The organism is Nitrobacter sp. Nb-311A (assembly GCF_000152905.1).
Classification (GTDB): Bacteria; Pseudomonadota; Alphaproteobacteria; order Rhizobiales; family Xanthobacteraceae; genus Nitrobacter.
Genome location: NZ_CH672419.1, coordinates 29,693 through 52,738 on the forward strand (window position 1 = coordinate 29,693; position 23,046 = coordinate 52,738).

Annotated in this window: 22 protein-coding genes, 2 tRNA genes and 2 pseudogenes; 10 read left to right on the forward strand and 16 right to left on the reverse strand. The window is 60.0% G+C overall.

The features are described 5' to 3' along the window. Positions 1 to 323 precede the first annotated feature (323 nt). The 5 genes from NB311A_RS14970 to NB311A_RS14990 all read right to left on the reverse strand — a co-directional run bounded on the left by NB311A_RS14970 (position 324) and on the right by NB311A_RS14990 (position 3,424). Positions 324 to 674: a hypothetical protein gene (locus NB311A_RS14970; protein WP_040675579.1), complete on the reverse strand. Its 351-nt coding sequence runs from the start codon at positions 672 to 674 to the stop codon at positions 324 to 326. Positions 675 to 894: 220 nt separating this feature from the next. Beyond that, a tRNA-Pro gene (locus tag NB311A_RS14975) sits at positions 895 to 971 on the reverse strand. Positions 972 to 1,050: 79 nt separating this feature from the next. Then, positions 1,051 to 1,467, reverse strand: coding sequence for a DUF192 domain-containing protein (locus tag NB311A_RS14980; RefSeq protein WP_297534385.1), 417 nt, complete (start codon positions 1,465 to 1,467; stop codon positions 1,051 to 1,053). A gap of 228 nt (positions 1,468 to 1,695) precedes the next feature. Beyond that, positions 1,696 to 2,349, reverse strand: coding sequence for a cold-shock protein (locus NB311A_RS14985; protein WP_083780486.1), 654 nt, complete (start codon positions 2,347 to 2,349; stop codon positions 1,696 to 1,698). Between the two features lie 691 nt (positions 2,350 to 3,040). Then, a complete protein-coding gene (locus tag NB311A_RS14990) occupies positions 3,041 to 3,424 on the reverse strand; it encodes a hypothetical protein (protein ID WP_083780487.1) in 384 nt (127 codons plus the stop codon). A 484-nt stretch (positions 3,425 to 3,908) separates the two neighbouring features. Between NB311A_RS14990 and NB311A_RS15000 the strand changes: the two genes are divergently transcribed. Beyond that, positions 3,909 to 4,358, forward strand: a complete 450-nt coding sequence (locus tag NB311A_RS15000) for a VOC family protein (protein ID WP_009799642.1) — start codon at positions 3,909 to 3,911, stop codon at positions 4,356 to 4,358. A gap of 373 nt (positions 4,359 to 4,731) precedes the next feature. Here the strand turns inward: NB311A_RS15000 and NB311A_RS15005 are convergent, their stop codons facing one another. Then, positions 4,732 to 4,980 (reverse strand): hypothetical protein, encoded by a 249-nt coding sequence (locus NB311A_RS15005; protein ID WP_131522924.1) that lies wholly within the window; start codon positions 4,978 to 4,980, stop codon positions 4,732 to 4,734. A 254-nt stretch (positions 4,981 to 5,234) separates the two neighbouring features. Between NB311A_RS15005 and NB311A_RS15010 the strand changes: the two genes are divergently transcribed. Further along, positions 5,235 to 5,309: transfer RNA gene (locus NB311A_RS15010), tRNA-Glu, on the forward strand. Positions 5,310 to 5,409: 100 nt separating this feature from the next. Beyond that, the gene (locus NB311A_RS19800; protein WP_083780488.1) at positions 5,410 to 5,928 is read left to right on the forward strand and encodes a DUF6538 domain-containing protein; all 519 of its coding nucleotides are present in this window, start codon (positions 5,410 to 5,412) and stop codon (positions 5,926 to 5,928) included. Positions 5,929 to 6,179: 251 nt separating this feature from the next. On the opposite strand, the gene NB311A_RS21600 is transcribed toward NB311A_RS19800, so the two are convergent. Continuing rightward, a complete protein-coding gene (locus NB311A_RS21600) occupies positions 6,180 to 6,881 on the reverse strand; it encodes a hypothetical protein (RefSeq protein WP_165475270.1) in 702 nt (233 codons plus the stop codon). 241 nt (positions 6,882 to 7,122) lie between these two features. Between NB311A_RS21600 and NB311A_RS15025 the strand changes: the two are divergent. Both NB311A_RS15025 and NB311A_RS20740 read left to right on the forward strand, forming a co-directional pair. Beyond that, positions 7,123 to 7,943 (forward strand): annotated as a pseudogene (locus NB311A_RS15025) (IS5 family transposase). Positions 7,944 to 8,417: 474 nt separating this feature from the next. Continuing rightward, positions 8,418 to 9,187 (forward strand): annotated as a pseudogene (locus NB311A_RS20740) (IS5 family transposase). Positions 9,188 to 9,267: 80 nt separating this feature from the next. On the opposite strand, the gene NB311A_RS15040 reads toward NB311A_RS20740, so the two are convergent. Next, positions 9,268 to 9,696, reverse strand: a complete 429-nt coding sequence (locus NB311A_RS15040) for a PRC-barrel domain-containing protein (protein ID WP_009799650.1) — start codon at positions 9,694 to 9,696, stop codon at positions 9,268 to 9,270. Positions 9,697 to 10,410: 714 nt separating this feature from the next. On the opposite strand from NB311A_RS15040, the gene NB311A_RS15045 reads away from it, so the two are divergent. Next, on the forward strand, positions 10,411 to 10,914 hold the full coding sequence (locus NB311A_RS15045) for a hypothetical protein (RefSeq protein WP_009799652.1): 504 nt from the start codon (positions 10,411 to 10,413) through the stop codon (positions 10,912 to 10,914). 157 nt (positions 10,915 to 11,071) lie between these two features. On the opposite strand, the gene NB311A_RS15050 is transcribed toward NB311A_RS15045, so the two are convergent. Further along, a complete protein-coding gene (locus NB311A_RS15050; RefSeq protein ID WP_116394783.1) occupies positions 11,072 to 11,767 on the reverse strand; it encodes a phosphatase PAP2 family protein in 696 nt (231 codons plus the stop codon). 354 nt (positions 11,768 to 12,121) lie between these two features. Between NB311A_RS15050 and NB311A_RS15055 the strand changes: the two genes are divergently transcribed. Together NB311A_RS15055 and NB311A_RS15065 are read left to right on the forward strand one after the other, a co-directional pair. Beyond that, positions 12,122 to 12,424 (forward strand): hypothetical protein, encoded by a 303-nt coding sequence (locus NB311A_RS15055; protein ID WP_009799654.1) that lies wholly within the window; start codon positions 12,122 to 12,124, stop codon positions 12,422 to 12,424. A 294-nt stretch (positions 12,425 to 12,718) separates the two neighbouring features. After that, entirely contained in the window at positions 12,719 to 13,297 is a 579-nt protein-coding gene (locus NB311A_RS15065) for an HdeD family acid-resistance protein (RefSeq protein WP_009799656.1), read from the forward strand. Positions 13,298 to 13,428: 131 nt separating this feature from the next. Here the strand turns inward: NB311A_RS15065 and NB311A_RS15070 are convergent, their stop codons facing one another. The 3 genes from NB311A_RS15070 to epmA form a co-directional block, all read right to left on the reverse strand. Next, on the reverse strand, positions 13,429 to 13,686 hold the full coding sequence (locus NB311A_RS15070; RefSeq protein ID WP_009799657.1) for a hypothetical protein: 258 nt from the start codon (positions 13,684 to 13,686) through the stop codon (positions 13,429 to 13,431). Positions 13,687 to 13,784: 98 nt separating this feature from the next. Continuing rightward, positions 13,785 to 14,882 carry a lysine-2,3-aminomutase-like protein gene (locus NB311A_RS15075; RefSeq protein WP_009799658.1) on the reverse strand — a complete coding sequence of 366 codons (1,098 nt, stop codon included), beginning with the start codon at positions 14,880 to 14,882 and terminating at the stop codon, positions 13,785 to 13,787. Beyond that, positions 14,879 to 15,922 (reverse strand): EF-P lysine aminoacylase EpmA, encoded by a 1,044-nt coding sequence (gene epmA / locus NB311A_RS15080; protein ID WP_009799659.1) that lies wholly within the window; start codon positions 15,920 to 15,922, stop codon positions 14,879 to 14,881. Before epmA ends, NB311A_RS15075 begins: the two co-directional genes overlap by 4 nt. A 144-nt stretch (positions 15,923 to 16,066) precedes the next feature. Here epmA and efp point away from each other — a divergent pair, with 144 nt between their 5' ends. Continuing rightward, the gene (efp, locus tag NB311A_RS15085; RefSeq protein ID WP_009799660.1) at positions 16,067 to 16,633 is read left to right on the forward strand and encodes an elongation factor P; all 567 of its coding nucleotides are present in this window, start codon (positions 16,067 to 16,069) and stop codon (positions 16,631 to 16,633) included. Positions 16,634 to 16,702: 69 nt separating this feature from the next. Next, entirely contained in the window at positions 16,703 to 17,926 is a 1,224-nt protein-coding gene (locus tag NB311A_RS15090; protein ID WP_009799661.1) for a lytic murein transglycosylase, read from the forward strand. 42 nt (positions 17,927 to 17,968) lie between these two features. Here NB311A_RS15090 and recJ read toward each other — a convergent pair whose 3' ends face one another. The 4 genes from recJ to NB311A_RS15110 all read right to left on the reverse strand — a co-directional run. Continuing rightward, entirely contained in the window at positions 17,969 to 19,810 is a 1,842-nt protein-coding gene (recJ, locus tag NB311A_RS15095) for a single-stranded-DNA-specific exonuclease RecJ (RefSeq protein WP_009799662.1), read from the reverse strand. A gap of 66 nt (positions 19,811 to 19,876) precedes the next feature. Beyond that, on the reverse strand, positions 19,877 to 20,872 hold the full coding sequence (gene glpX / locus NB311A_RS15100) for a class II fructose-bisphosphatase (protein ID WP_009799663.1): 996 nt from the start codon (positions 20,870 to 20,872) through the stop codon (positions 19,877 to 19,879). A 47-nt stretch (positions 20,873 to 20,919) separates the two neighbouring features. Continuing rightward, positions 20,920 to 22,242: a homoserine dehydrogenase gene (locus tag NB311A_RS15105; protein ID WP_009799664.1), complete on the reverse strand. Its 1,323-nt coding sequence runs from the start codon at positions 22,240 to 22,242 to the stop codon at positions 20,920 to 20,922. 74 nt (positions 22,243 to 22,316) lie between these two features. Continuing rightward, positions 22,317 to 23,046 (reverse strand): aminotransferase class I/II-fold pyridoxal phosphate-dependent enzyme (locus tag NB311A_RS15110; RefSeq protein ID WP_009799665.1); only part of this gene is annotated, 730 nt, incomplete at its 5' end.

Below are 23,046 nucleotides of genomic sequence, written 5' to 3' on the forward strand. Positions count from 1 at the left end.
TTTTTGAGGCAATGCTTCAAGCCGAAGCAGGTTTCGATTGGTGTCCGACCGCGTGGATGCGATCCCAGCCGCCATGGAACTTTTCCGCTTCTGATGGAATCAGAAGCGGAACTCTGGGACCTTGATCTGACGCATTTTCTTCACGCGACCGTTATCCATCCCCGGGGCAAGCCCGAGGTCCGGGCTTCTCGAAAACGCCCTGAATTCCGGTGAAGGTCGTTTTTAATTCCGCTTCAGAGGACACCGATATGTGCGGAAGGTGCGGCATTTTCCACCAAGATTCGTTCAACGCCTTCGCAAAACAAGTCGGGTCGGTCGTCTCATCAAGGAACGGGAGTAGGCGATGAATCTTCGACGGCGCCAGAATCGGTAAATTGAGTACCTCTGCCCGCTAGAAGTTCCTTCAGGTGGTCGCGCAGCAACTCCGCCTTTTCATATCTAAGCGATGCAATCGTGACCTTATCGACTGCGACGATGATTTGAGTAGCTGCGTTCACGCATGAAATTCGGCCCGATGCGTTATCGATGCCCGCGAGGGTCTTGCCCAACGCAACCTCCAGGGTCTCGGCTTCGACCGCGTCCAACGTGAGCGGATCACCACCATCAATGGCAAGGTCAATCTCGATGCCGTCGCCTTCGGGCGGTTTACGAATACCAAGCACCCAACTGCTCATTGCTTCGCCCTCCTCAACGGCATCAACCTTTATCCGCCTCGCTGATCCGGATCGATCGTCTCCCGACGGCATCCGCCAGTAGTCCCTATTCTACGATAGTGCCGAGATAAGCAAAACTTCGCATAGGGCGTAGAGAAAACTCACCTTCAAACCGATCGCAGCCCTTATATCGGCAGCCCTTATTATGGCTCGGCCTCCCATCTTCCTATCAAGATTGATGTGGTCGGGGCAGCTGGATTCGAACCAACGACCTGCAGTACCCAAAACTGCCGCGCTACCAGGCTGCGCTATACCCCGATCTGCTGGGAAACGATGTCGTTACATGCTTCCGACCGGCCCAGCAAGTCGCCAAGAGCCTGTCCGCTCCTGACGGAAATCAACGGCTGTTAAAAAGCGGATGCGAGACCCGATTGCCGGGCGCGATGCCATACTTTTTCGCCGTCCCTCCCGCCACCTCCAGCACCCCTTTGGCCAGACCGCGTGAAGAGATAATCCGGGTCGATAGCGGCTCGGTGTTCTCGGCGATCCGCAGGATGCGGCCATTTGGGCCGATGAAGATCATGTCGAGCGAGATGTAGGTGTTCTTCATCCACATCGACACCGGCTGCGCGGGAGAAAAATCGAACAGCATACCCTGCCCGGCCGGCAGATGTTTTCGATACATCAAACCGGTGGCCTTCTCCTCGGGGGTTGTTGCCATCTCAACCGAGAACGTCTTCACGCCGGTTTGCGTCGCGATTTCCAGCAGCTGAAGCGCCTCTGCGTGGACGCCGGCTTCATCCGGCACGACCATGACAATCCAGGAAAACAGGGCGATCCATAAACCAGCGCGGAGCCACCCAAGACCGACATTCCACAGTCGCAGCATCGGACAACCTGCCAGAACTATGATGAGAACGCGTAATCTCCGCAAACCGCCCGCGACCTGTAGCAGCAGATCCGTTGTGGGCGCAAAACACGAGTTCGGAAGTCAGATTTCAGGCAATCGTCAACAAAGGCTTCAGCGTGGCTGTTAGCCCAGTCAGTGTGAAGATACGCTGGGTGCGCCAGTTTCAGGCTGAACTTCCGCTGCCATCATACCTTTGCTTCCCGGCCCGAATCGAACCAGGACGAACTGTCCCGGCCGAAGCTCCGTTATGCCGAAGCGCCGCAGGGTTTCCATGTGAACGAAAATATCCGGCGTTCCGTCACCGCGCGTCAAGAACCCGAAACCACGCAAACGATTGAACCACTTCACCTGCGCCCTCTCCAGGCCGCTTGTGGGAGTTACGCTGACGTGGGTCCGGGGCGGCAGCATCTGCGCCGGGTGAATCGCCGTGGACTCGTCCATCGAAGTGATCCGGAACGCCTGATAGCCTTTAGCCCGCTGCACGCAGTCACAGACCAGACGAGCCCCCTCATAAGCGGTCTGATAGCCGTCGCGACGAAGCACGGTGACATGCAAGAGCACGTCAGGCCAGCCATTATCGGGAACGATAAATCCGTAGCCTTTCGAAGCGTCGAACCATTTGATGACGCCGCTGATCTCGACGATGTTGGCGGGAGAATCTCCAAGTCCGGAAAAAGGACCGGCGCCCGCCTCTCGATCTGTCGCTCCGGAAAAGTCCTTTGACCCTAAGTGATCGCTCACCGCCGGCCCCCCAAACTTCCTGGATTCAAAACCGTCCGACCCCATGACGCAGGCCCCCACACATTTTACTACGGTTGCCGTCTGCTCGACATCGTTATTTACAATTGTATATAGCCAAGCGAATCTTACGAATCAAAAGATAACACTCTCGTTGGCGTCGCAAGACAAAAGATAAATTGACGGCATCTATAAACAGCCTTGCACACGCACGAATCAGTTTCTCATCACCCTTTGATCCTCAACTGATTGTTGGTCTGGCTCCGTCGACCGTTTTTCCTTTGTGCTGTTTTTGTCTCCGAAAAAAGGAAATCAGGAGTTTGCAGAAACGTCGGCCTTTCATTCGCTGGCCTCTCATTCGCTAACCAGCGTCCTTCACCGACTCGTGAAGATGCGAGCGGCTCCCTGCGGAGCCACGTTTTCAAATACCCGCAGACTGGAGCCGCGTCCGCATTAGTTTGAATCTTTCTTCTGGAATTTCTCCAGGCAACGCGCACGCCGGCGCACCTCCGATGCGCACGTAAGACACGACGACGGCGGCTCTCAAGCAGGCGCTTTAATAAGGTGCTAAACGCGTCTCGCAAGACGATCGCCTTTTGCCGTTCCTCGCAAGAATATGCCACTCATGAGCGCTCCGTTGTGAGCGATCACCGGATAGGCCGGAATTCACGGATGCGTACTATCCGGAGAGATTCCATTTCGGACCTCTCCGGAAAGTTTCTAGATCATGCTCAAACCGTTAGCGTCGACGACCGCCATAAAATGCGCGGCCTCCTCCGCCCCAGCCGCGACCGCCATAGTAGCCACGGCCACCCCAGCCACCGCGATAGCCCCAGCCTCGATATCCTCGGAAACCGCGATAGTAACCGGGGCCCCACCCGCCGTAATAAACCGGCGCATAGCCATAGCCGCCCCAAGCCGGTCCATATCCATAATACGGGCCTCCGCCATAATACCCGTAAGGTCCATAAAAGGAACTCGCCACTGCGCCCGCGGCGAGAGCGCCCACGGCAAGACCAATTCCGAGACCTGGTCCAAATCGCTGAGCCTGGGCAGGCGCCGATACGACGAGTGCGCTGCCGAGCGTTGCCGCGGTCGCAATCATGATCAACTTCTTCTTCATATCGCTATCCTCTCACCAAAAATCAAAATCGGTGCAATAACGCGTTCCCATTCTACGCGGGTTGCACTGCGCCCGGCGTGGGCACATTCCAGATTCTCAGGTTTATGGTTATCGTGCGTCAGCTCCTGAACACGACAAGTAGGAGCCCGAGAACGATGCAACCCGCCAGCCCGGCGATGAAAATCGTCTTACGGGCCCTCGTTCTCAATATGATTTCGCCGCCCCTCGCCTTCTCAGCTGGATAAGGCTCTTTTGGCGGCTTTGGAGACTGCGCTGGGTTTTCACGTACCATCTGCGTTAACGAGCAGGCCGCCGAAATCGTTCCACAGCCGTGCCAAGAAAGTTGGGTCAATCGGCGGTCCGTTGGCGGCTGGAAAATGGGGCACAAAATCGACCGCGCCGCTCTGCTTTGCTAGCTTGTTGCTATCAGGCAAACGCCCGACTTGCTGCCTGGACCACTTCCACCTTCAGGAGACCGTCACACATGCGCTACCTTCACACCATGCTGCGCGTGCGCAATCTCGAGATCGCGCTGAAATTCTATGTGGAAGCGTTGGGACTGAAAGAAGTCCGTCGCGTCGACAACGACAAGGGGAAGTTCACCTTAGTGTTCCTGTGCGCCCCCGAAGACGAGGACCTCGTGAAGCAGTCCAGAGGGCGCGGCGCACCGCTGGTTGAGTTGACCTACAACTGGGTCGAGGAGACTTACGGCGAGGATCGCTTTTTCGGTCATCTCGCCTATGAGGTCGACGACATCTACGCGACCTGTGAACGATTGATGAGGCTTGGGATCACCATCAATCGTCCGCCCCGCGACGGCCAGATGGCGTTCGTCCGCTCCCCGGACCTGCACTCGATCGAGTTGTTGCAAAAGGGTGATCCGCGACCGTCGGCGGAGCCGTGGAGCTCGATGCCAAACACGGGTCATTGGTGAAGGACTTCGGGCGACGCTGCTGTGCCTGAGTCGCGACCATGCCTGCATCGCGCTTTCATGGACAGCGCTGAAAACATCGCCTCGTAGCCGGATTTGCTGTTCGGATCTGCGACAGGCAGGAACGATCGTGCATAGCTCACGTTCTCCTTGCATATATTGACATTCAAGGAGATAGCGATGGGCCGCGGACTTTTGCTTTGGTTGCTTGGCGTACCGATACCAGTGATTCTTCTGCTATGGCTGTTCTTCGGGACTTGAACGCGCCACACATTCGTTGAAGGGGCCTCACTCTAGCGAGGTTTCAGACGGCATGCCGTAACGTACCCACTACAAATTTGTTTTCGCGACGGCGGCGTGGACACGCTCCACCTCGTCAGCGGCCGGTAAGCACATTGACGCTGGTGCTGCCGCCGACATGTACGCAAGTCGACGATCCCTCGACCCTGATAAAACCGGATCCGTATTCACGGCATGCCTTTTGCGCGGATGGTCGCGACTGCTTGTTCGGCTGTTCGATCTTGATAGCGCGGTCGGCGATGTGCGAGCCGCGCCCCTGCGCCCACGCGGGAAAGCCAATGACGGACAGAACCACGACCGCACCACACAATGATTGTCCTATCATTTCGGGCGCTCCATTGAACGGGCCGGCTTGCGAGAGGATCGCCTTTTGAGGCAGCGAGACTTGACGTTACTCGATCCTCGCGGGGAGAATGCTTGCTCCTCCGGGAAAACGCCACTATACGTTTCGCCGCTGCGCCGCCGGCTCATCGCCGCTCGGAGACGCTGTCTGGTGAATCAATACAGGGTATTGATTTAACGGCAATATCGCAGCGAATTGAGTCTGAAACGACGCGCGATTTGCCGCCGAAAAGTTCAGCTCCCTTCGTCTATCGGTCAGGACGCCACCCTTTCACGGTGGAGAGAGCGGTTCGATTCCGCTAGGGAGCGCCAACTCAAATCTAAGCCATTGAAATGCTGAAATCTCTGAGCGATCATAAGCTTAGAGAAGCCGCCCTGCTACACAAACGTAGTCCACAAGGGTGGTCCACAGATGGCGGTGATGAGCTACATCCAGCGACGACGTTCCGGGGTCTATGAGTTTCGCAGGCGAATGCCGCAAGCGTTGGCTGGCAAGGCTGCCCTAGCACACATACGGAACCGATTCCCTGATCTCATCAACTTTAAGGCGGGATGCTTCAAAGGCGAATACGTGCGGTCACTCGGCACCAAGGACTGTGCAGAGGCGAAGCGTAAGGCGCATCGACTGGCATCAATGGCTGCCCTTTCGCAGGCACAGGCTGAGAGCCAGAAGGAGGCGCAACGAGCCGGTATCGACCATGCCAAGGCGAATAACGCAAAGGCGTATCTGGGCAGGAAGCCGAGCTTCGAGCGGGAACAGCTAGAGCTTGTGAAAGAGATGCTGGCGAGAGAGGTTGGCACCTCCACCATCGCGCGTGAGGCGGGCCTGAGCAGGCAAACCGTGTTGCGCATCAAGGATGATCCTGCGGCGGCTGAGCAGGTTCTTGCATCGTGGAAGGCCCGCGAGGGTGAGAAGCGGAAGACCGCCTAGCGCCTCACTCACGGCGCTTTGGCCGCATCCAGCTCAGGATGGCCCGCGCTCCGAAGAACAGCATGACGCAACAAATGCGATTGCGAATGGGATCGAAATCATGAGGCATGGTCCGTATCAGAGAAGGCCGTAGATTGAACCCCTCCTCCCATTGCCGCAAGGGTGGCCTCGTGGACGGGGCACGGGGGAAGTTTCGCGGCAGCCATCACGCATACCTCCTTCGAATTTATGACCCGTGGAAATGTCAGCGCTCAGGCAGTCTCGTGAAGGACTCGACGCAACTCTTCGACATTCCGGCTTGGTGGTCCGGCATAGCCATTTTGCCAACTTACGACGACGCGCTTGTGTTCGAGTGGATAAATTCGAACTTGCCAGTTGCCATTCGTCTCATCTCCTAGGAAAAGCGCATTTCGACCAAAACAAGCTAGCGGCTGACCCAAAAGCTTATCGCAGACACTCACCCAATCTCGGCCGAACGCGAATATGGTATCAGTCTCCATCTCCTTAAGCGGAGACCAAACGAAGGCTTCTATAATATCGCTTGGTGGCGTGATCGCATGCTTCAAATTTTTTGAGTGAAAAGGAAACATTTCGAAATTCAGTACGTCGGTTAACCCCGCCTGATCGCCAAGCCATCTCTTGGCAAATCGAACGAGATTGACCCAATACCGACTATCTTTTCCGTGGTATTTTCGCCATGCGGGATTTTGAAAGGGTGTTCGTTCTTGGAGGCTTCTACTGTACGACAGTCTGCGAATTACTCTTGTCCACTCCCCCTCGGGACCTTGTAGTTCATGGTGGGCAACACCTGGATTGAGACCAAGCACAACGAGGCGAGGTTCTTTCTTTTCCCCCCGGAGATCACCAATGAAGCCCTCGGGGTAGCCGAGAAGATCGATCTCACCCTTGTAACTCTTGCGCCAGATGCGAAGTAGTTCAGGCAAATCACGCATGGTCTGATCACCTCGCCAATCTGCCAGAACCCCGTCCCAGAAATCGGCAACTCGTTTTCTCTCGCTCAAATTTTACTCCATCGACGCGCGGCGGCGCATGGGGAAAGGAATCACAGCAGCCACCGCAGCATACCTTCGTGTAGGTGATCCTCAAATCTCGTGCGGGGTGGTTCGCCAATGGGGATATTGTGGCCTAGAGCCTGTTAGGAACTGATTAACCCTATGTTCTGAGGTATGCGGGATGACGAAGTCCCGCAAACCCTATCCTTCCGATGTTTCCGACGACGAATGGGCGCTTGTTGCGCCGTATCTGACGCTTCTGCCCGAGGAGAACGGGCAACGCGTTCACGCTCTGCGCGAGGTTTTCAACGGTCTGCGCTATGTCTGCGCTATATCGTGAAGACCGGCGCGCCCTGGCGCTGGATGCCCAACGATCTGCCGCCATGGGAGATCGTCTATCAGCAGGCGCGGCGGTGGCTGAGCGCCGGCTGTTTCGAGGCGCTGGCCGAAGACCTGCGCGTCATCCTGCGCCTCGCGGCGGGACGCCCCGCGCACCCAACCGCCGCCATCATCGACAGCCGCACTTTGCGCTCGACGCCTGAAAGCGGCGCTCGCGCGGCCTACGACGGAGCCAAACGAAAGAAAGGCTCGAAGCTGCATCTGGCTGTCGACACGCTCGGGCATCTTCTCACCCTCCATGTCACCCCCGCCAATGCCGACGACCGCGCCGAGGTCGGCAGGATCGCCAAGGCCATTCAGGCCGAGACCGGCGAAAGCGTCGAGATCGCCTTCGTCGATCAGGGCTACACCGGCGAAAGGCCCGCAGCGGCGGCCGCCGAACACGGCATCGCCCTCGAAGTCATCAAACTGCCGCAGGCCAAGCGAGGCTTCGTGCTGCTGCCCAGACGGTGGGTCGTCGAACGGTCCTTCGCATGGGCAACCCGCTTCCGACGGCTGGTCAAGGACTACGAGCAATGCGCCCAGACCCTCGCAGATTTCCACCTCGTCGCCTTCGTATGCCTCATGCTCAAAAACGTCGCTAAACTCACAGCCGGTTCCTAACAGACTCTAGCGGCGATCCTGAGGTATCGGCCAAACCGGGGCTTGGTGCTCTCACTTGGACGTCTGCTACTCGACGGGGTCACGGGTCTGTGCTACACGCGCGCAATACCGGGCGAGTAAAACCTCAGCGATTCCAAATACATTTGGTGCGATCCGACGTTTCCGCTAGGGAGCGCCAAACACCATTTATCCATCGGATTTCATTACGTTTTTTCGACAGATTGTCTTGTCCCGCTCACAGATTGTCCCGCTCGTTGCAGCAAGCCGAGCGTTGATGTTGAGCGGGTGCAAGCTCTGAAGGCGCAAGGGTCGGACCGGCGGCTATTGCGAAGGCGCTCAAGACCGGCCGCGCGTCTGTCTATCGTGCACTTGAGGGTGGCAGGACCTGGGGTCGCCGCTCTAGGTCACGAACCCATAAATGGGATTCCGTTTGGACGGGAGGCGTGATTCAATCTCCGGAGGGAGGAGGATTGAATGGCTCGTTTTGATCTGACGGATTTCGAGTGGTCTGTGATTCAGCCGCTTTTGCCGAACAAATCGCGCGGCGTTGCACGGGTGGATGACCGGCGGGTGCTGAACGGGATCTTCTGGCGGCTGCGTACCGGTGCGCCGTGGGCGGATATTCCGGCGCGCTACGGCCCGCATACGACCTGCGTGAACCGCTTCAACCGGTGGCGCAAGGCAGGCGTTTGGGATCGTATTCTGTCGGCGGTTTCAAAGGCTTATGATGGCGACATCCAGATGATCGACTCCTCGTCGATCCGCGTGCATCAGCATGCGGCCAACGGTCAAAAAAACAGACCAGATCCCGTTGCATGGGTCGCTCGCGCGGCGGGCTGACAACCAAGATCCACGCGCTGGTGGATGCCTGCGGCCTGCCGATCTACCTCAAGATCACCGAAGGCCAGGCCCACGATGGACGCAGCGCGCAGGACATGATCGACACCGTGGAGCGCGGCAACGTGCTGCTGGCCGATCGAGCCTATGATTCCAACGCCCTGCGCCAGACCCTGGCCGCGCGCGGCGCGACAGCCAACGTGAAGCCGATGCCAAATCGCGTCATGGCTCTGCGCTTCAACAGGCGGCTCTATCGCAAGCGCAATCTGGTCGAACGCTTTTTCAATAAAATCAAGCATTACCGTGCCGTCGCCACCCGCTACGACAAGCGTGACGACAACTTCCTCGCTGGCATCAAACTCGCCGCAATCCGCATCTGGTTGCGATTTAATGAGTCGATGACCTAATCGTTTCCCTCACCGGTCCCGCTCAAGGCGGGGCCTCGCGTGCGAAGCACGGGGGAAGCGGCCTTTGCAGCCGTCGCGTCCTACCCTTCGCTCTTGTGACCCTTAAAAATAGAGGCCGCAGCCTCACCGACCTTACCAAACCAGTGCTTGTCAGCCGAAAGGACTTCCTCGTTGTAGTAGTCGTCCAGTTCGGCGTATCTGGCGTTCCAATCGAAGACGGTTTCGGTACCGTGTTTCGGAGCGCCGTGCAGCCGGTTCTCGCTGATGTCGGAACGGTAAGCGCCAAGCTCGGGATCAAACCGCAACAGCTTCCAAGGCACCGGGAAATGATCTTTGCCGATACCGAGAAATCCACCGAAACTGAGTACAGCGTAAGCGATTTCCCCGCTGGTCTTGTCGATCATGACACTTTCAATTTTACCGATCTTCTTGTCCTCAGCACCGTAAACAGCTTTCCCTGACTCTTTATTGCTGGCGGTCAGATGGCCAGTTTCAGGATCGTCACTCATGGACATGCTCCTTTGCACAAGCATGTGAGAAATGATCAATCCGCCGACTGACCGTTCGTTCCTTATTCAGCCGGCCTGTCACGGGCATTTGTTAAAGCCAGCACCACAGTTCCGATAGGGTCGGTTAGGGTTGGCCGCTTATCTTTGTTGCTAAGCGGGAGCGCTGCACTTGCACCCGGTGAGCCAAGCGGAGAGGCGGACCCGCAGCCATCCGAGGGCTTTCACGATCGGCCGCGCGTCAGCGTATCGTGCGCTTGCAAAGTGAGGATTCTGCAGCCTCACTCACGGCGCTTTGGCCGCATCCAGTCGAAGACAGCCCGCGCTCCGATGAACAGCATAGCGCCAACGAACGCGATCGAGAACAGAATCGAAATCATAAGGCATGGTCCGTATCGGAGAAGACTGTAAATCGTACTTCTCTCCTTCCGCAAGGGCATTCTCGCGGACCGGGCAGCTTGCTTCGCTCGGCCGTATCTTTCCTTCTCCCGGCTTCCTCAAAGATCGTGTGAGGGCGAGTTTCCTGGACGGAACAATAGCTCCTTCGAGCCGCTGTCTGAAAATGCCGGGATGGATCGACAGACCTCCGTACACGCGGCCAATGGATGCGTGCGGCTCTGTACAAAATGTCGCAGCTCAGTCATACTTGGCAATTGGCTCGAAGGGAGGCAACGCAACGTCAGCAACGAAACGTTAGGAACGCAAGGAGGCAACGTGATGAATGACCACGACCGCTCCAATCAGTTGATGGGGGGCATAGCCGTTATCTGCGTGATGTTCTTCGGCAGCATGGCTTTGGTATGGACCAGTACCGGCCGGCTTACGAGCGAAGCGAAGGCGGCCGTCGCCCCTGCACATCAAGCTGCGCCACACGCAGATGCGACCGCCGGACTTGAAAAGCGCTTGCTCCTTCTCGAAGCCAAGATGAAGGCGCAGCCAACAGTCGATGCTTCTCAGCTTGATGCAAAAATTAAAGGCTTGGAGTCGCAGCTCACGGCCGTACAAACTCAGTTGGGCGCTTTCACTGCATCGGATTTCGACGCTCTCAAGATAAAGGTCGCCGGGACTGAAAACTCTGAATCTACCAAAAAGACCATAGACGCACTTCAAGCGGACGTAGGAAAGCTGCACACACGCCTCGATCAACTTTCGGAGCACGTTGCCTCTGCCGCAGCGTCAGAGACCAAACACAGCTCGCGGAAGTCGCACTCGAAGCATTAAATAAGAAGACGGCACGGCGTTTGGCGACCATGGGGCGCCGCGCCGTGACCGCTGTGCCATACGGGTGATAAGGGCACGCATCTGTCGCTACGGTGCTCTCCGCTGGCTTTCCGTGTGTAGCGCTCGCTTTGGCGAGTGTCCAAGGCAGCAGTCAGTTCTAGGAGTGAAGCGAGCGCACAAACATCTTTCCGAGGGCTTGCAGGCTCGGAAACAAGTCGAACGCGTCTGCCAGAAAAATGAATAAAAGCGCATGAACAATATACAGGCGGCTTTCGAACCATGAGAGCACGCGTTCGAACAGCCGCCTTGGATATGGAAGCGTGGTTAAAGTAAAAACGATTGCCGGTCCAAGAATAAACGCACCGATGATATCGCTGGGATAGTGAAGCCCGACCATGATCCTGGGGACCGCGACGATCATCGCCGCCCAAACAAAGCAAAATAGCCCGACCGATCGCTTTTCGACAAAAACGACCGCGGCGAGACTAAAAAACAAAGTTGCCGTGTCGCTCGGAAACGAATTCGTTCGATCCCAGGGCGTTCGCGGAAAGACGGTGTCCAGAGGAATCGCCAAGTCCAAAATTGGACGTATGTGAACCACGACGTGAAACTGTGACCAAACCGAAAGCATCGTCGCCAAGCAGACTCCCAGCAGTCCGGCCAGCATACGGCCGCGACGCTCCGGCTGATCGCTGGAGAACCACAGGCAGACAACAGAGAAGAACACCGGAAAGCCCCTGAAAAGCGAATTGCTCGCGAGGTCCCAGAGAGTGCCATTTCCTCCGCCGAATGCGTTGAGCGTGAGCAGAATTCCTCTATCGAGCCCCATAATTGTCATCGCTAATGAATTCATCGCATCGACCGGGAATGAAGATCAGAACGAACGTAAAGCTACAATTTTCACGACCGTGCTATTACGTGCAAACCGCTGTCGGTCAATAAACGATCATCGTTGACGGTCCAATTTTCAACATTCGCATCCTGTCGAGTGGGACGCAGGAATTGAAGGACCACCCGCGCACGTTGCCGCATCTCCCGCCGGGCCCCGCGAGCGCTCGTTAACTTTTGATTAACCAGAATCCGGCGACGCTTTCTCAGCCTGAATTTGCGCTCCGCTTATTGGCTGGAGCCAGTGAATGAGCGACGTTCGGCTCTCGTTCTTTAATTGCGGCTCAAGATGCAGCCGCCGCAGGGGTGAGGATTTTCGATGGCTGATAGCGACAGCACCATCGCATGGCATCGCGCCCAATTGAAGAAGCATCGCGAAGCTCTGCGTGACATGGAGGTTCGCCGTTTCCGTTTTGGTGAAACAGCGGATCCGCGAGTGCGCGTGGAAACTTTGCGGATAGCCGCCGGCCTCCGGCGGAAGATCACCGCCTCGGAGAAGGTCATCGGCGCTTACGAGAAACGCACGCGGCGGCCGCTGACGACAGACTTTCGCAGTCTTGCCAACGTTCAGTGGGGCAACTGGAACAGTGCGCCCTGTAACGGAGAGACAGCGCAGGGCTGAACGGCGGGCGATCCTGGTGCGGTTCGCCTGAACGATCCGCGGACGCGCGTTATTTCGTAAGGCCAGATTGCATTTTATTGAGATTTCTTATTCAAGCTGAGCATTAAACGATGCCAGCGACAGTTTGATTATTCTTGATATTTTTTATCAATGCCAGCTTGATGAACTCTCCCTGAGAACGTCGCGAACTTTCGAACCCCAGCAGCAGCCGGGATTTTTCGCTACTTTTGGAGCCGTCTCGCGTTAGACTTGCGCCCCGAGGGATGCGCGTTTCCGCTTCATGGAGTTCGGCCAATGACGACCCCTTCCCAAGATTTCGAACGTCTTCAGTCGAAAGTGAGCACCGCGGTCCGCGAGCATTGGAAGGCTTTCCTTTTCGAAGGCATCCTGCTGGCGCTTCTCGGCTTCGCTGCCATCATCGTGCCACCCCTCGCGAGCCTCGCCATCACGATCTTCCTCGGTTGGCTCTTCCTCGTCGGCGGTGTCGCTGGACTTATTGCGACCTTCTGGGCGCGGGGGATGCCTGGCTTCTGGTGGTCATTGCTCTCGGCCACGCTGGCGATTCTCGTCGGCATCCTGCTTCTGGCGCAGCCCGCTCAGGGGATGTTGACGCTGACGATCTTGGTCGGCGCTTATTTCCTCGCCGAGGGCGCCGTCACCATCATGTATGCTCTTGAACATCGCCGCGAACTCTCGCAGCGGTGGGGCTGGCTGCTAACCGCGGGAGTGATGGACATCATCATCGCCGGCGTTATCGTCGTCGGCCTCCCGGGATCGGCGAGCTGGGCCATCGGGTTGCTGGTCGGCCTTAATATGATATTCGGCGGTGCTACGTTGATCGGAATGGCGCTTGCCTTGCGAAAGGCGCGTTAAGGCATTTCACATCCTGACGGGCATCATAGCCGGCGAAGCGAAGTCACCCGGCTCTTCGTTCCGGATTCGGGATACGTGTTTCCTGTGCGTGGACGCAGACGTGACTCCGTTACGAAGTCCACCCCGGGACATCAACAGCCGCGGCAGATGCTTTTTATCTTGCGTTTGAGAGCGGCATCCGCCGGATCGATCGGCGTCGGATTGTCCGTACTCGCACTGTCCGGCGGCAAGTCGCTCGGGCGCGGCTGGCGATGACCAATCGGCGCGTTGAACCGCGAAGATTTGTCAACATTCAGACCGGATAGTCCGTCCCTCGCTTCATACTGCGCAAGCGCCGCAGGGGCGACGGTCAGAGCCCAAAAAGCCGCCAACGCGATGATCTTGTTCATTTCGCTGCCTCCAACATCCGAGATGACCTGTCAAAAATGGTTGGGAACGCGCAAAGGTTCCGCGAATGAGCTGTGCCAAAGCCAGCCGGACAGATTTCCTACGACACCGGCGGATAGAGGTGAACGCCTCCACAATAATCGGTAATATGATAACGCAATTCCGGACGATGTTCACCTCCCCGATATGTTAAATCTGAGAGCGACATATAGTCCGGGCCAACAGGCACTTTGCCGTACCCTCCGGGGATGTCGAGAACATAATCCGGCTGACACAATCCGGATACACGGCCACGCAATGCACGCATCAAAAGCTGGCCTTCTTCCAGCGTGGTTCGCAGATGTGCAGTGCCCGGCGCGAGATCGCCATGATGCAGATAGTACGGCTTGATTCGACATTCGACGAAGGCGCGCATCAGCGTCTCCAGCGTCGCCGCGTCATCGTTGACGCCGCGCAGCAGCACCGACTGGCTGACCATGGGAATACCGGCGTCCACGATCCGCGCGCAGGCCGCTCGCGCCGCCGCGGTCAGTTCGCGCGGATGATTGGCGTGCAGCGCCAACCATGTGGCGGCGCCCTCCGTGCGCAGGCCCGCCACCATCTCGTCAGTGACGCGCGCGGAATCGGCAACCGGAACGCGCGTATGGATGCGGACGATCCTGACATGATCGATGGCGGCAAGTTCGGCCATGATCTCGGCCAGCCGACGCGGCGACAGCATCAAGGGATCGCCGCCGGTCAGGATCACTTCCCAGACTTCAGGATGCGCCCGGATGTAATCGAGCGCGGCTGTGGTCGCGGATTTCGACAGCGCGGTTTCTTTGGCGGGTCCCACCATCTCGCGACGGAAGCAGAACCGGCAGTACACAGCGCAGACGTGAATGAGTTTGAGCAGCACCCGGTCGGGATAACGATGAACGATGCCGTCCACCGGGGAATGCGCATGATCGCCGATCGGATCGGCGCGTTCGCCGGGCTGCGCCGCCAGTTCATTGGCGCTCGGGAGATATTGACGCGCGATCGGATCATCAGGATCGGTCGGATCGATCAGGCCCGCCACCTCCGGCGTAATCGCAATCGCATAGCGCGCGGCAACCTTTTCGAGATCGGCCAGGGCCGCGGCCGGCGCGAGGCCATGGGCAATCAGGTCTTCGGGATGCCGCACCGTTGAAACGGCGCTTTTATTGATCCTCCTCATTCATCCTCCGCCGGGGGCATCCACACCACCTGATCGATTCTCAACGCTCCGCTCGCCAGCATCACCAGCCGATCCAAGCCCAGCGCCACCCCGCCCGCTTCCGGCATCTGGGCGACGGCCGCAAGAAAATCCTCGTCCAGCGGATAGCGCTCGCCGTAACGGCCTTGCTTTTCGTCCATCGCTTGCGCGAAACGGATGCGCTGTTCGGCGGCGTCGGTCAATTCACCGAACCCGTTCGCAAGCTCAACACCGCAAGCATAGACCTCGAAACGCTCGGCGACGCGGCTATCAGACGGACTGATCCGCGCCAGCGCCGCTTCGGGCGCGGGGTAGTCATACAGCACCGTCAACCGCTCCTGTCCGAGATGGGGCTCGATATGCTCGACCAGCACTTTGCTGAAGATATCCGACCAGGTGTCATCGTCCGTGATGCGTACCCGCCCCCGCGCCGCCTCCGCCAGCGCTGCCCGGTCGCCCTCGCGGCCGGCCACCGTATTCAGCAGATCGATTCCAGCGAAGCGGTCGAACGCGGCGGCGACCGTCAACCGCTCCGGCTCGGCGAGCGGATCGGCTTGCCGGCCGCGAAATGAAAATCTCGGGATGGCGGTCGCCCGCGCCGCAACGGCGATTACCGCGATGCAGTCAGCTATCACGACATCATAAGCACTGCCTGCGCGGTACCACTCCAGCATGGTGAATTCGGGCAAATGCAGCACGCCACGCTCGCGGTCCCGAAAGACCCGCGCGAACTCCATGATCTTCTGCTCACCGGCCGCCAACAGCTTCTTGCAGGCGAACTCGGGGGACGTGCGCAAGTAGCGCGTGACCCGATTGCCGGCGGGCGTCGTCAGCGCCGTGCGGGGCGCATGAAGGTGGGTTTCGTTGCCCGGCGACACCTGCAAAACGCCGGTTTCGACCTCGACGAACCCCTGGGCCTCGAACCATGCCCGCAGCGCCTTCGTCACGGCGGTCCGCGCGTTCAGGAACGGCCTCCGGTCCGCGTGTCTCGCCTGATCCCACCAGGGGGAAATCCTTTCCATCCATCCTCAGCAATCGACCGGAATCGGCTGTAAACCACTGGCGCCGACGGACCAAATCAGTATGTTGCGGCCCGAAACCTGCCTCAATGGCCGCAGGACTCCCGTCCGGACCGGTCTCGAGCCCAAACCTTAGGAAATCCAGCCTTGAGAGTCATCGCCAGTTCTATTCGCAAGGGCAACGTCATCGAGCAAGACGGCAAACTCTACGTGGTCCTCACCGCGGAGAACATCCATCCCGGCAAGGGAACCCCGGTCAGCCAGATCGAGATGCGGCGGATCAGCGACGGCGTGAAGATTTCCGAGCGCTACAAGACCACCGACCAGGTCGAGCGCGCCACCATCGAGGATCACAACTTCACCTTCCTCTATGAAGACGCCGACGGCTTCCACTTCATGAATGCCGAGACCTACGACCAGGTTCAGGTACCAAAGGACATCGTCGGCAACGCCGCGCCGTATCTGCAGGAAAACATGGTGGTGAAATTATCACTGCATGAGATGGTACCGGTGGCCATCACGCTGCCGCAGCGGGTAACGCTTGAGGTGGTGGAGACCGAACCGGTCACCAAAGGGCAAACAGCATCCTCATCCTACAAGCCCGCCGTGCTGTCGAACGGGGTCCGCACCGGCGTGCCGCCGCATATCACCGTCGGCACCCGCGTCGTGGTCATGACCGAGGACGGCTCCTACGTCGAGCGCGCCAAGGATTGAGGAAGGTCCAGGTTCCCGCGGCGCAATGAGGCTTTGCTGCGGAGGGCTCCCCTCCGTTATGCTCGTGGCATGACAGTTCTCGATTCTCAATTCCGGCTCAGCCGGCGCGGCGCGCTGCGATGTCTCGGCGCGGCAGTGGCGTTTGCGCCCTTCCCGGCTCTCGCAGCGATGCCTCAAGGCTTCGAACAGTGGCGCGACAGGTTCCGCGCCCGCGCGCTGGCCAAGGGCATTTCAAGCGCAACCTGGAACCGCTGCATGGGCCGGATCGAGCCGGACATGAGCGTCTTCAAGAAGATGCGCAAGCAGCCGGAGTTTCACGAAAAGATCTGGCAATACATCAACCGTCGCGCCTCAGATTGGCGGATCACCGCCGGCAGGGAGGCGCTGCGGAAAAACGAGGCGCTGTTCGCGCGGATCGAGCGCGATTTCGGCGTCGAGCGCGGCACGCTGCTGGCGCTGTGGGGGGTCGAATCCGCATTCGGCGATCCGCTGGTGCAGAAGAACCACATGCGTCCTGTGTTTCCTTCGCTGGCAGCGCTTGCCTGGAACGAACCGCGCCGCCGCACCTATTGGGAAACCGAGCTGATCAACGCACTACGCATCGTGAACAAGGGTTGGAGTACACCCGAGGAGATGCGCGGCTCATGGGCCGGCGCGATGGGACACACCCAATGGATGCCGGAGGTCTGGCTCAACGTCGGCATGGACTATGACCGCGACGGCCGGGTCTCGCCGTTCGGGAAACCCGACGACGCGCTGGGCTCGACCGCACGCTACCTGATCAAGCGCGGCAAATATCATCGCGGCGAGCATTGGGGATATGAGGTGCGGGCAACCGGCGGCGCGAGCGGCAGCCGCAGCTATGCTGCCTGGACGGCGGCCGGGGTGCATCGCGCCGATGGCAAGGAATTTCCGCAGCCGAACGCATCGGCCAAACTCTGGATCCCCGAACCGGGCGGCCCGGCATTCCTGCTGGGGCCCAATTTTTACGCGGTGCGCAGCTACAACCCCTCGATGAACTACGCGCTCGCGATCTGCCATCTCGGCGATCGCATTCTCGGGGCGCCGCCCTTCATCCATCCCTTCCCGGGCTCCGAACGCGCGCTCACGCTCGCGGAAGTGCAGGAAGTGCAGACGCGCCTGACCAAAGCGGGCTTCGACACCGGCGGCACCGACGGCCGCGTCGGCAACGACACCATGAAGGCGGTGAAGGATTTCCAGACCCGCGCCGGATTGCCGCCCGATGGCTATGCAGGATTGAAGGTCTTGTCCAAACTCAGACAGGGATTGTAGTCAGATCGGACCGGTAAAGCCTATCTGTTCGCTGTGTCCCTTTTAACGAATTGTCTTCGGTCCCGGATCGGGCACCGCGACATCCACCACGCGCAACTGCACGCGCTCCGCGCCCTGCCAGCGATCCACCGCCAGCGAGCCCGCTACATGCAGCGGCTGTCCGCGCATTTGCGCCAAAGCATTGCCCAGCGGCTGGCCGACCGCGCGAAATGCGATGCCGTTCACGATCGCGCCGTCCCCGGATTTGAATCGCAATCGAAGATGCGCCTGCCCGACCTCATCCGCGTGGATCAACTGGTGCGACGGCAGCGCCACCATCGGCTCGGGATTGCCCGCACCGAACGGACCCGCGCGATTGAGCATTGTCACGAATTCGGGCGTCGCCGTCCGCGCACTGACCGCGCCATCGATGAAAAGCTCGCGGACATGGCGTGACCGCGCGACATCGGCCGCGAGCGTGTTTTCCATATAGGCGCGGAATTCGGCAAGCTGCTCTTTCCGCAGCGTCACGCCGGCCGCCATGGCATGGCCGCCACCCTTGAGCAGCACGCCGTCCGTCACGGCCCGCCGCACCGCCTTGCCGAGATCGACGCCGCCGATGGAGCGCCCCGAGCCGGTCCCGATGCCGCCGGGCTCCAGCGCGACAACGAAAGCCGGCCGTGAGAATTTGTCCTTCAGCCGCGACGCCACCAGACCGACCACGCCGGGATGCCAGCCCTCGGAGGCCGTGACGATGACGGATCCCTTGTCTTCGAGACCGAGCGAGGCCAGCGCCTCGGCTTCGGCCTGCGCTTCGGCCGCCTGCTCGATCACGCGGCGCTCGGCATTGAGGCGATCGAGTTCGGCGGCGATCCGCGCCGCTTCGGACACATCGCCTTCGAGCAGCAGCCGCACGCCGAGGTCAGCGCGTCCGATCCGGCCGCCGGCATTGATGCGCGGTCCAAGCATGAAGCCGAGATGCCAGGCTTCCGGCGGGCCGCTCAGCCGCGCCACATCCATCAGCGCGGTATGGCCGACATGATCGCGACGGCGCAGCGCGATCAATCCCTTTGCGACGAAGGCACGGTTGAGACCGGTCAGCGGCGCGACATCGGCGACCGTTCCGAGCGCCACATGATGCAGCATGTCCAGGAGATTCGGTTCCGGCCGCTCGCTGCTCCAGAAGCCGCGCTTGCGCAATTCGCGGTTCAGCGCGACCAGCGTCACCAGGACAAGACCGACAGCGGCAAGGTGGCCGAGACCCGAGAGATCGTCCGGCCGGTTCGGATTCACCAGCGCCTCGACCTCGGGCAGATCGTCACCGCACTGATGATGGTCGATCACGACGACCGACATGCCCCGCTGTCTTGCGACGGACAGCGGCTCGATACTTGTCGTGCCGCAGTCCACGGTCACCAGCAACGTCGCGCCCCTGTCCGCGAGCGCGTCGATCGCATCGACGTTCGGACCATAGCCTTCGAAAATGCGGTCGGGGATATGGATCAGCGGATCAAGACCGCAATGCCGCAGGTGCCAGGCGAGCAGCGCAGCCGAGGTCGCACCGTCGACATCGTAATCGCCGAAGATCGCGACCGTCTCGCCGCGCATCGCGGCGTCTGCGAGCCGTTTCGCCGCCGTCTCCATCTGCGTCACGGTCGAAGGATCGGGCATCAGCCGGCGGATGGTGGGGTCGAGAAAATCCGCAATCGCATCAATTTCGACGCCGCGGCCGGCGATCACCCGCGCCAGCATTTCCGGCAACTGGTGCCGCTGCGCGATCGCCAGCGCGCGCGCTGCTCCCCGCTGGTCGAGGCGATCGCGCCACAGACGCCCGGTCGCAGAGTGCGAGACGCCGAGAAAGGCGTCAGGCGCCTGGACCGGCAATGCGGAGACTGGCAAGGTCATGATGTCGTCCGTGCCTTGCGAGAATGTATCGAGCCGGGCGCGTGGCGTCGCGCACGAAGATGTGCGTCAATCCAGGTGAAATTTATCCAACTGCCGGTGCTCGGCCTTGATGCGGCGCACGGTGCCCGTCACCGAGCGCATCACCACCGTATCGGTCTCGATCATATCCTTCAGGAACCGGACGCCGGACAGCAGCGAACCCGAGGTCACGCCGGTCGCGGCGAACACGCAATCGCCTTTCACCATGTCGCCGATCTCGTATTTCTTTTTAGGGTCCTCGATTCCCATCTGTAGCGTCCGCTCGCGCAAGGTTTCATTGTCGATGATGAGACGGGTCTGCATCTGGCCGCCGATGCAGCGCAACGCCGCCGCCGACAATACGCCTTCGGGCGCGCCGCCGCTGCCCAAATAGATATCGATGCCGGTTCGCGGCTCCGCGGTGTGGATGACGCCCGCGACATCTCCGTCGCTGATAAGGCTTACCGCGGCACCGACCTTGCGCAGCGCGGCGATCTTCGCGGCATGGCGCGGGCGGTCAAGCAGAATGGCGGTGATCTGGGTCGGCTTAACCCCTTTGGCCTTGGCGAGATTGATGATGTTCTCTTCCACCGGCGCGTCGAGATCCACCGTGCCGGCCGGATAGCCGGGACCGATCGCGATCTTGTCCATGTAGCAATCGGGGGCGTGAAGCAGCGTGCCGCGCTCAGCCATCGCGATGGTGGCGATCGCGCCTGGCATGTTCTTGGCGCACAACACGGTCCCCTCGAGCGGATCGACCGCGATATCGACCTGCGGTCCTTGAGAATTGCCGACTTTCTCGCCGATGAACAGCATCGGAGCCTCGTCGATCTCACCCTCGCCGATCACGACCGTGCCGTCGATCGGCAGCTTGTTGAGTTCGCGCCGCATGGCGTCGACCGCGGCCTGATCGGATGCTTTTTCCATGCCGCGCCCGCGCAGGCGCGCCGCCGACACCGCCGCCCGCTCCGTCACGCGCACGATCTCAAGCGTCAGGAGACGGCGGAGCGCTTGCTGCGGCGGGATGGAAATATCTGTCGACATCGATTCAATTCTCCCCAGGCGGCGCGGCGCCCTGACACCCCGCTTCCTCAGTTCTTTTCGATACGGATGACTTGCGGCCGACCCGTGATGACCTTGTCCGCCCTCACGGCATGGAGCGCGCGATGCACCGCATCCTCGCTGGTTGCATAGGTAATCAGTAGGACCGGAACCGGCGAAACCGGCGTGTCGGATTCGTCGTCATCCAGCTTGCCGTTGGGATGGCGCTGGACGATCGATTCGATTGAAATCTTCTGCTCGGCAAGCCGCGTAGCGATGGTTGCAGCGGTGCCGGCGAAATCGCGCGCCATCAGCCTGATGTAATAACCGCCTTCGTGGCGCTCCATCGGCGCCTTCTTCGTTTCGTGCAGCTTCGTCGAGGGCCGGCCGAACGGCAAAGCGCGGGTGCCGGACGCGACATCGGCAATATCCGCGACCACGGCGGACGCAGTCGCGGCTCCGCCGGCGCCCGGACCGACAAGCGTGATCGGAGGGATGCCGTCGCCGTCGATGGTCACCGCGTTGGTGACACCCATGACCTGGGCGATAGACGACGTCTTCGGCACCATGGTCGGGTGCACCCGTTGCTCAATGCCTTTTGAGGTCCGCACCGCGACCCCGAGCAGCTTGACGCGGTAGCCGAGTTCTTCCGCCGCGCGAAGGTCTTCCGGCGCGATCGACGAGATGCCTTCCACATAGACCGCGCTCTGCGCGACCCGCGTGCCGAAAGCCAGGCTCGCCAGGATCGATAGCTTCTGCGCGGTGTCGTGACCGTCGACATCGAACGACGGATCGGCTTCGGCATAGCCCAGCCGCTGGGCATCCTTCAGACATTCGGCGAAGGACAAGCCTTCCCGTTCCATCCGCGTCAGGATGTAGTTGCAGGTGCCGTTGAGAATGCCGTAGACGCGATTGATCGTGGTTCCCGCAAGCCCTTCGCGCAGCGTCTTGATGACGGGAATGGCGGCGCCGACCGCCGCTTCGTAGTTCAATGCGCCGCCGTGTTGCTCGGCGAGAGCAGCCAGACGCAGGCCGTGCTTGGCGATCAGCGCCTTGTTGGCCGTCACCACTGACTTACCCGATTTCAGCGCCGCTTCGATCGCCGAGTGCGCGGGATCGCCCGAACCGCCCATCAACTCAACGAAGCAGTCGATGCCGGGATCGTTCGCCAGCGCCAGTGCGTCCTTGGCCCATGCGATGTCGGTCAAGTCGACGTCGCGCTTCTTGGCTTTCGAGCGCGCCGCCACGGCGACAACACGCACGCCGCGTCCGCAGCGCGCCGAGAGCGCGCCTCTTTGCTGTTCGATCAGGCGGACGACAGCGGAGCCGACAGTTCCGAGCCCCGCAATGCCCACTTTCAGTGGTGCGACCATAACAAACCTGCTGGAAAACCGGAGTGCTAGGCACGATCCGAGCGAAAGACCGGAAAGCCTTCCGGACCGGTGGCCTATCGCCGGTTGGCGAGAGGAACCACGTTGTGCAACGTTTCAATGCCGCTTTCAAGGAAGTGGCGGACACCGCGGGCGGCCTGGCGGATTCTCTGCTCGTTTTCCACCATGGCGATGCGGACATAACCCTCGCCGTGCTCGCCGAAACCGACACCGGGCGAAACTACGACGCCCGATTTCTCGACCATCAGAGTAGAGAACTGCATGCTTCCGAGGTCACGGAAGCGTTCGGGCAGCGGCGCCCATGCGAACATCGATGCCTGGGGCGGCGGAATTACCCATCCCGCACGGCCGAAGGACTCCACCAGCGTGTCGCGGCGCCTGCGATAGATCTCGCGCATCTCCCGGATGCAGGTATCGGGGCCGTTCAGCGCCGCCGTGGCCGCCACCTGCACGGGCGTGAACGCCCCATAATCGAGGTAGGATTTGACCCGCGCCAACGCCGCGATGATGCGTTCGTTGCCGACCGCGAAACCGATGCGCCAGCCGGCCATCGAAAACGTCTTCGACATCGACGTGAACTCCACGGTGACATCGATCGCGCCAGGCACCTGGAGCACCGACGGCGGCGGGTTGTCGTCGAAATAGACTTCGGAATAAGCGAGATCGGACAGGATAAAGATCTCGTGCTTCTTCGCGAACGCGACGAGATCCTTGTAGAAATCGAGACTTGCCACCTGCGCCGTCGGGTTCGACGGATAGCAGACGATCAGCCCGATCGGCTTCGGA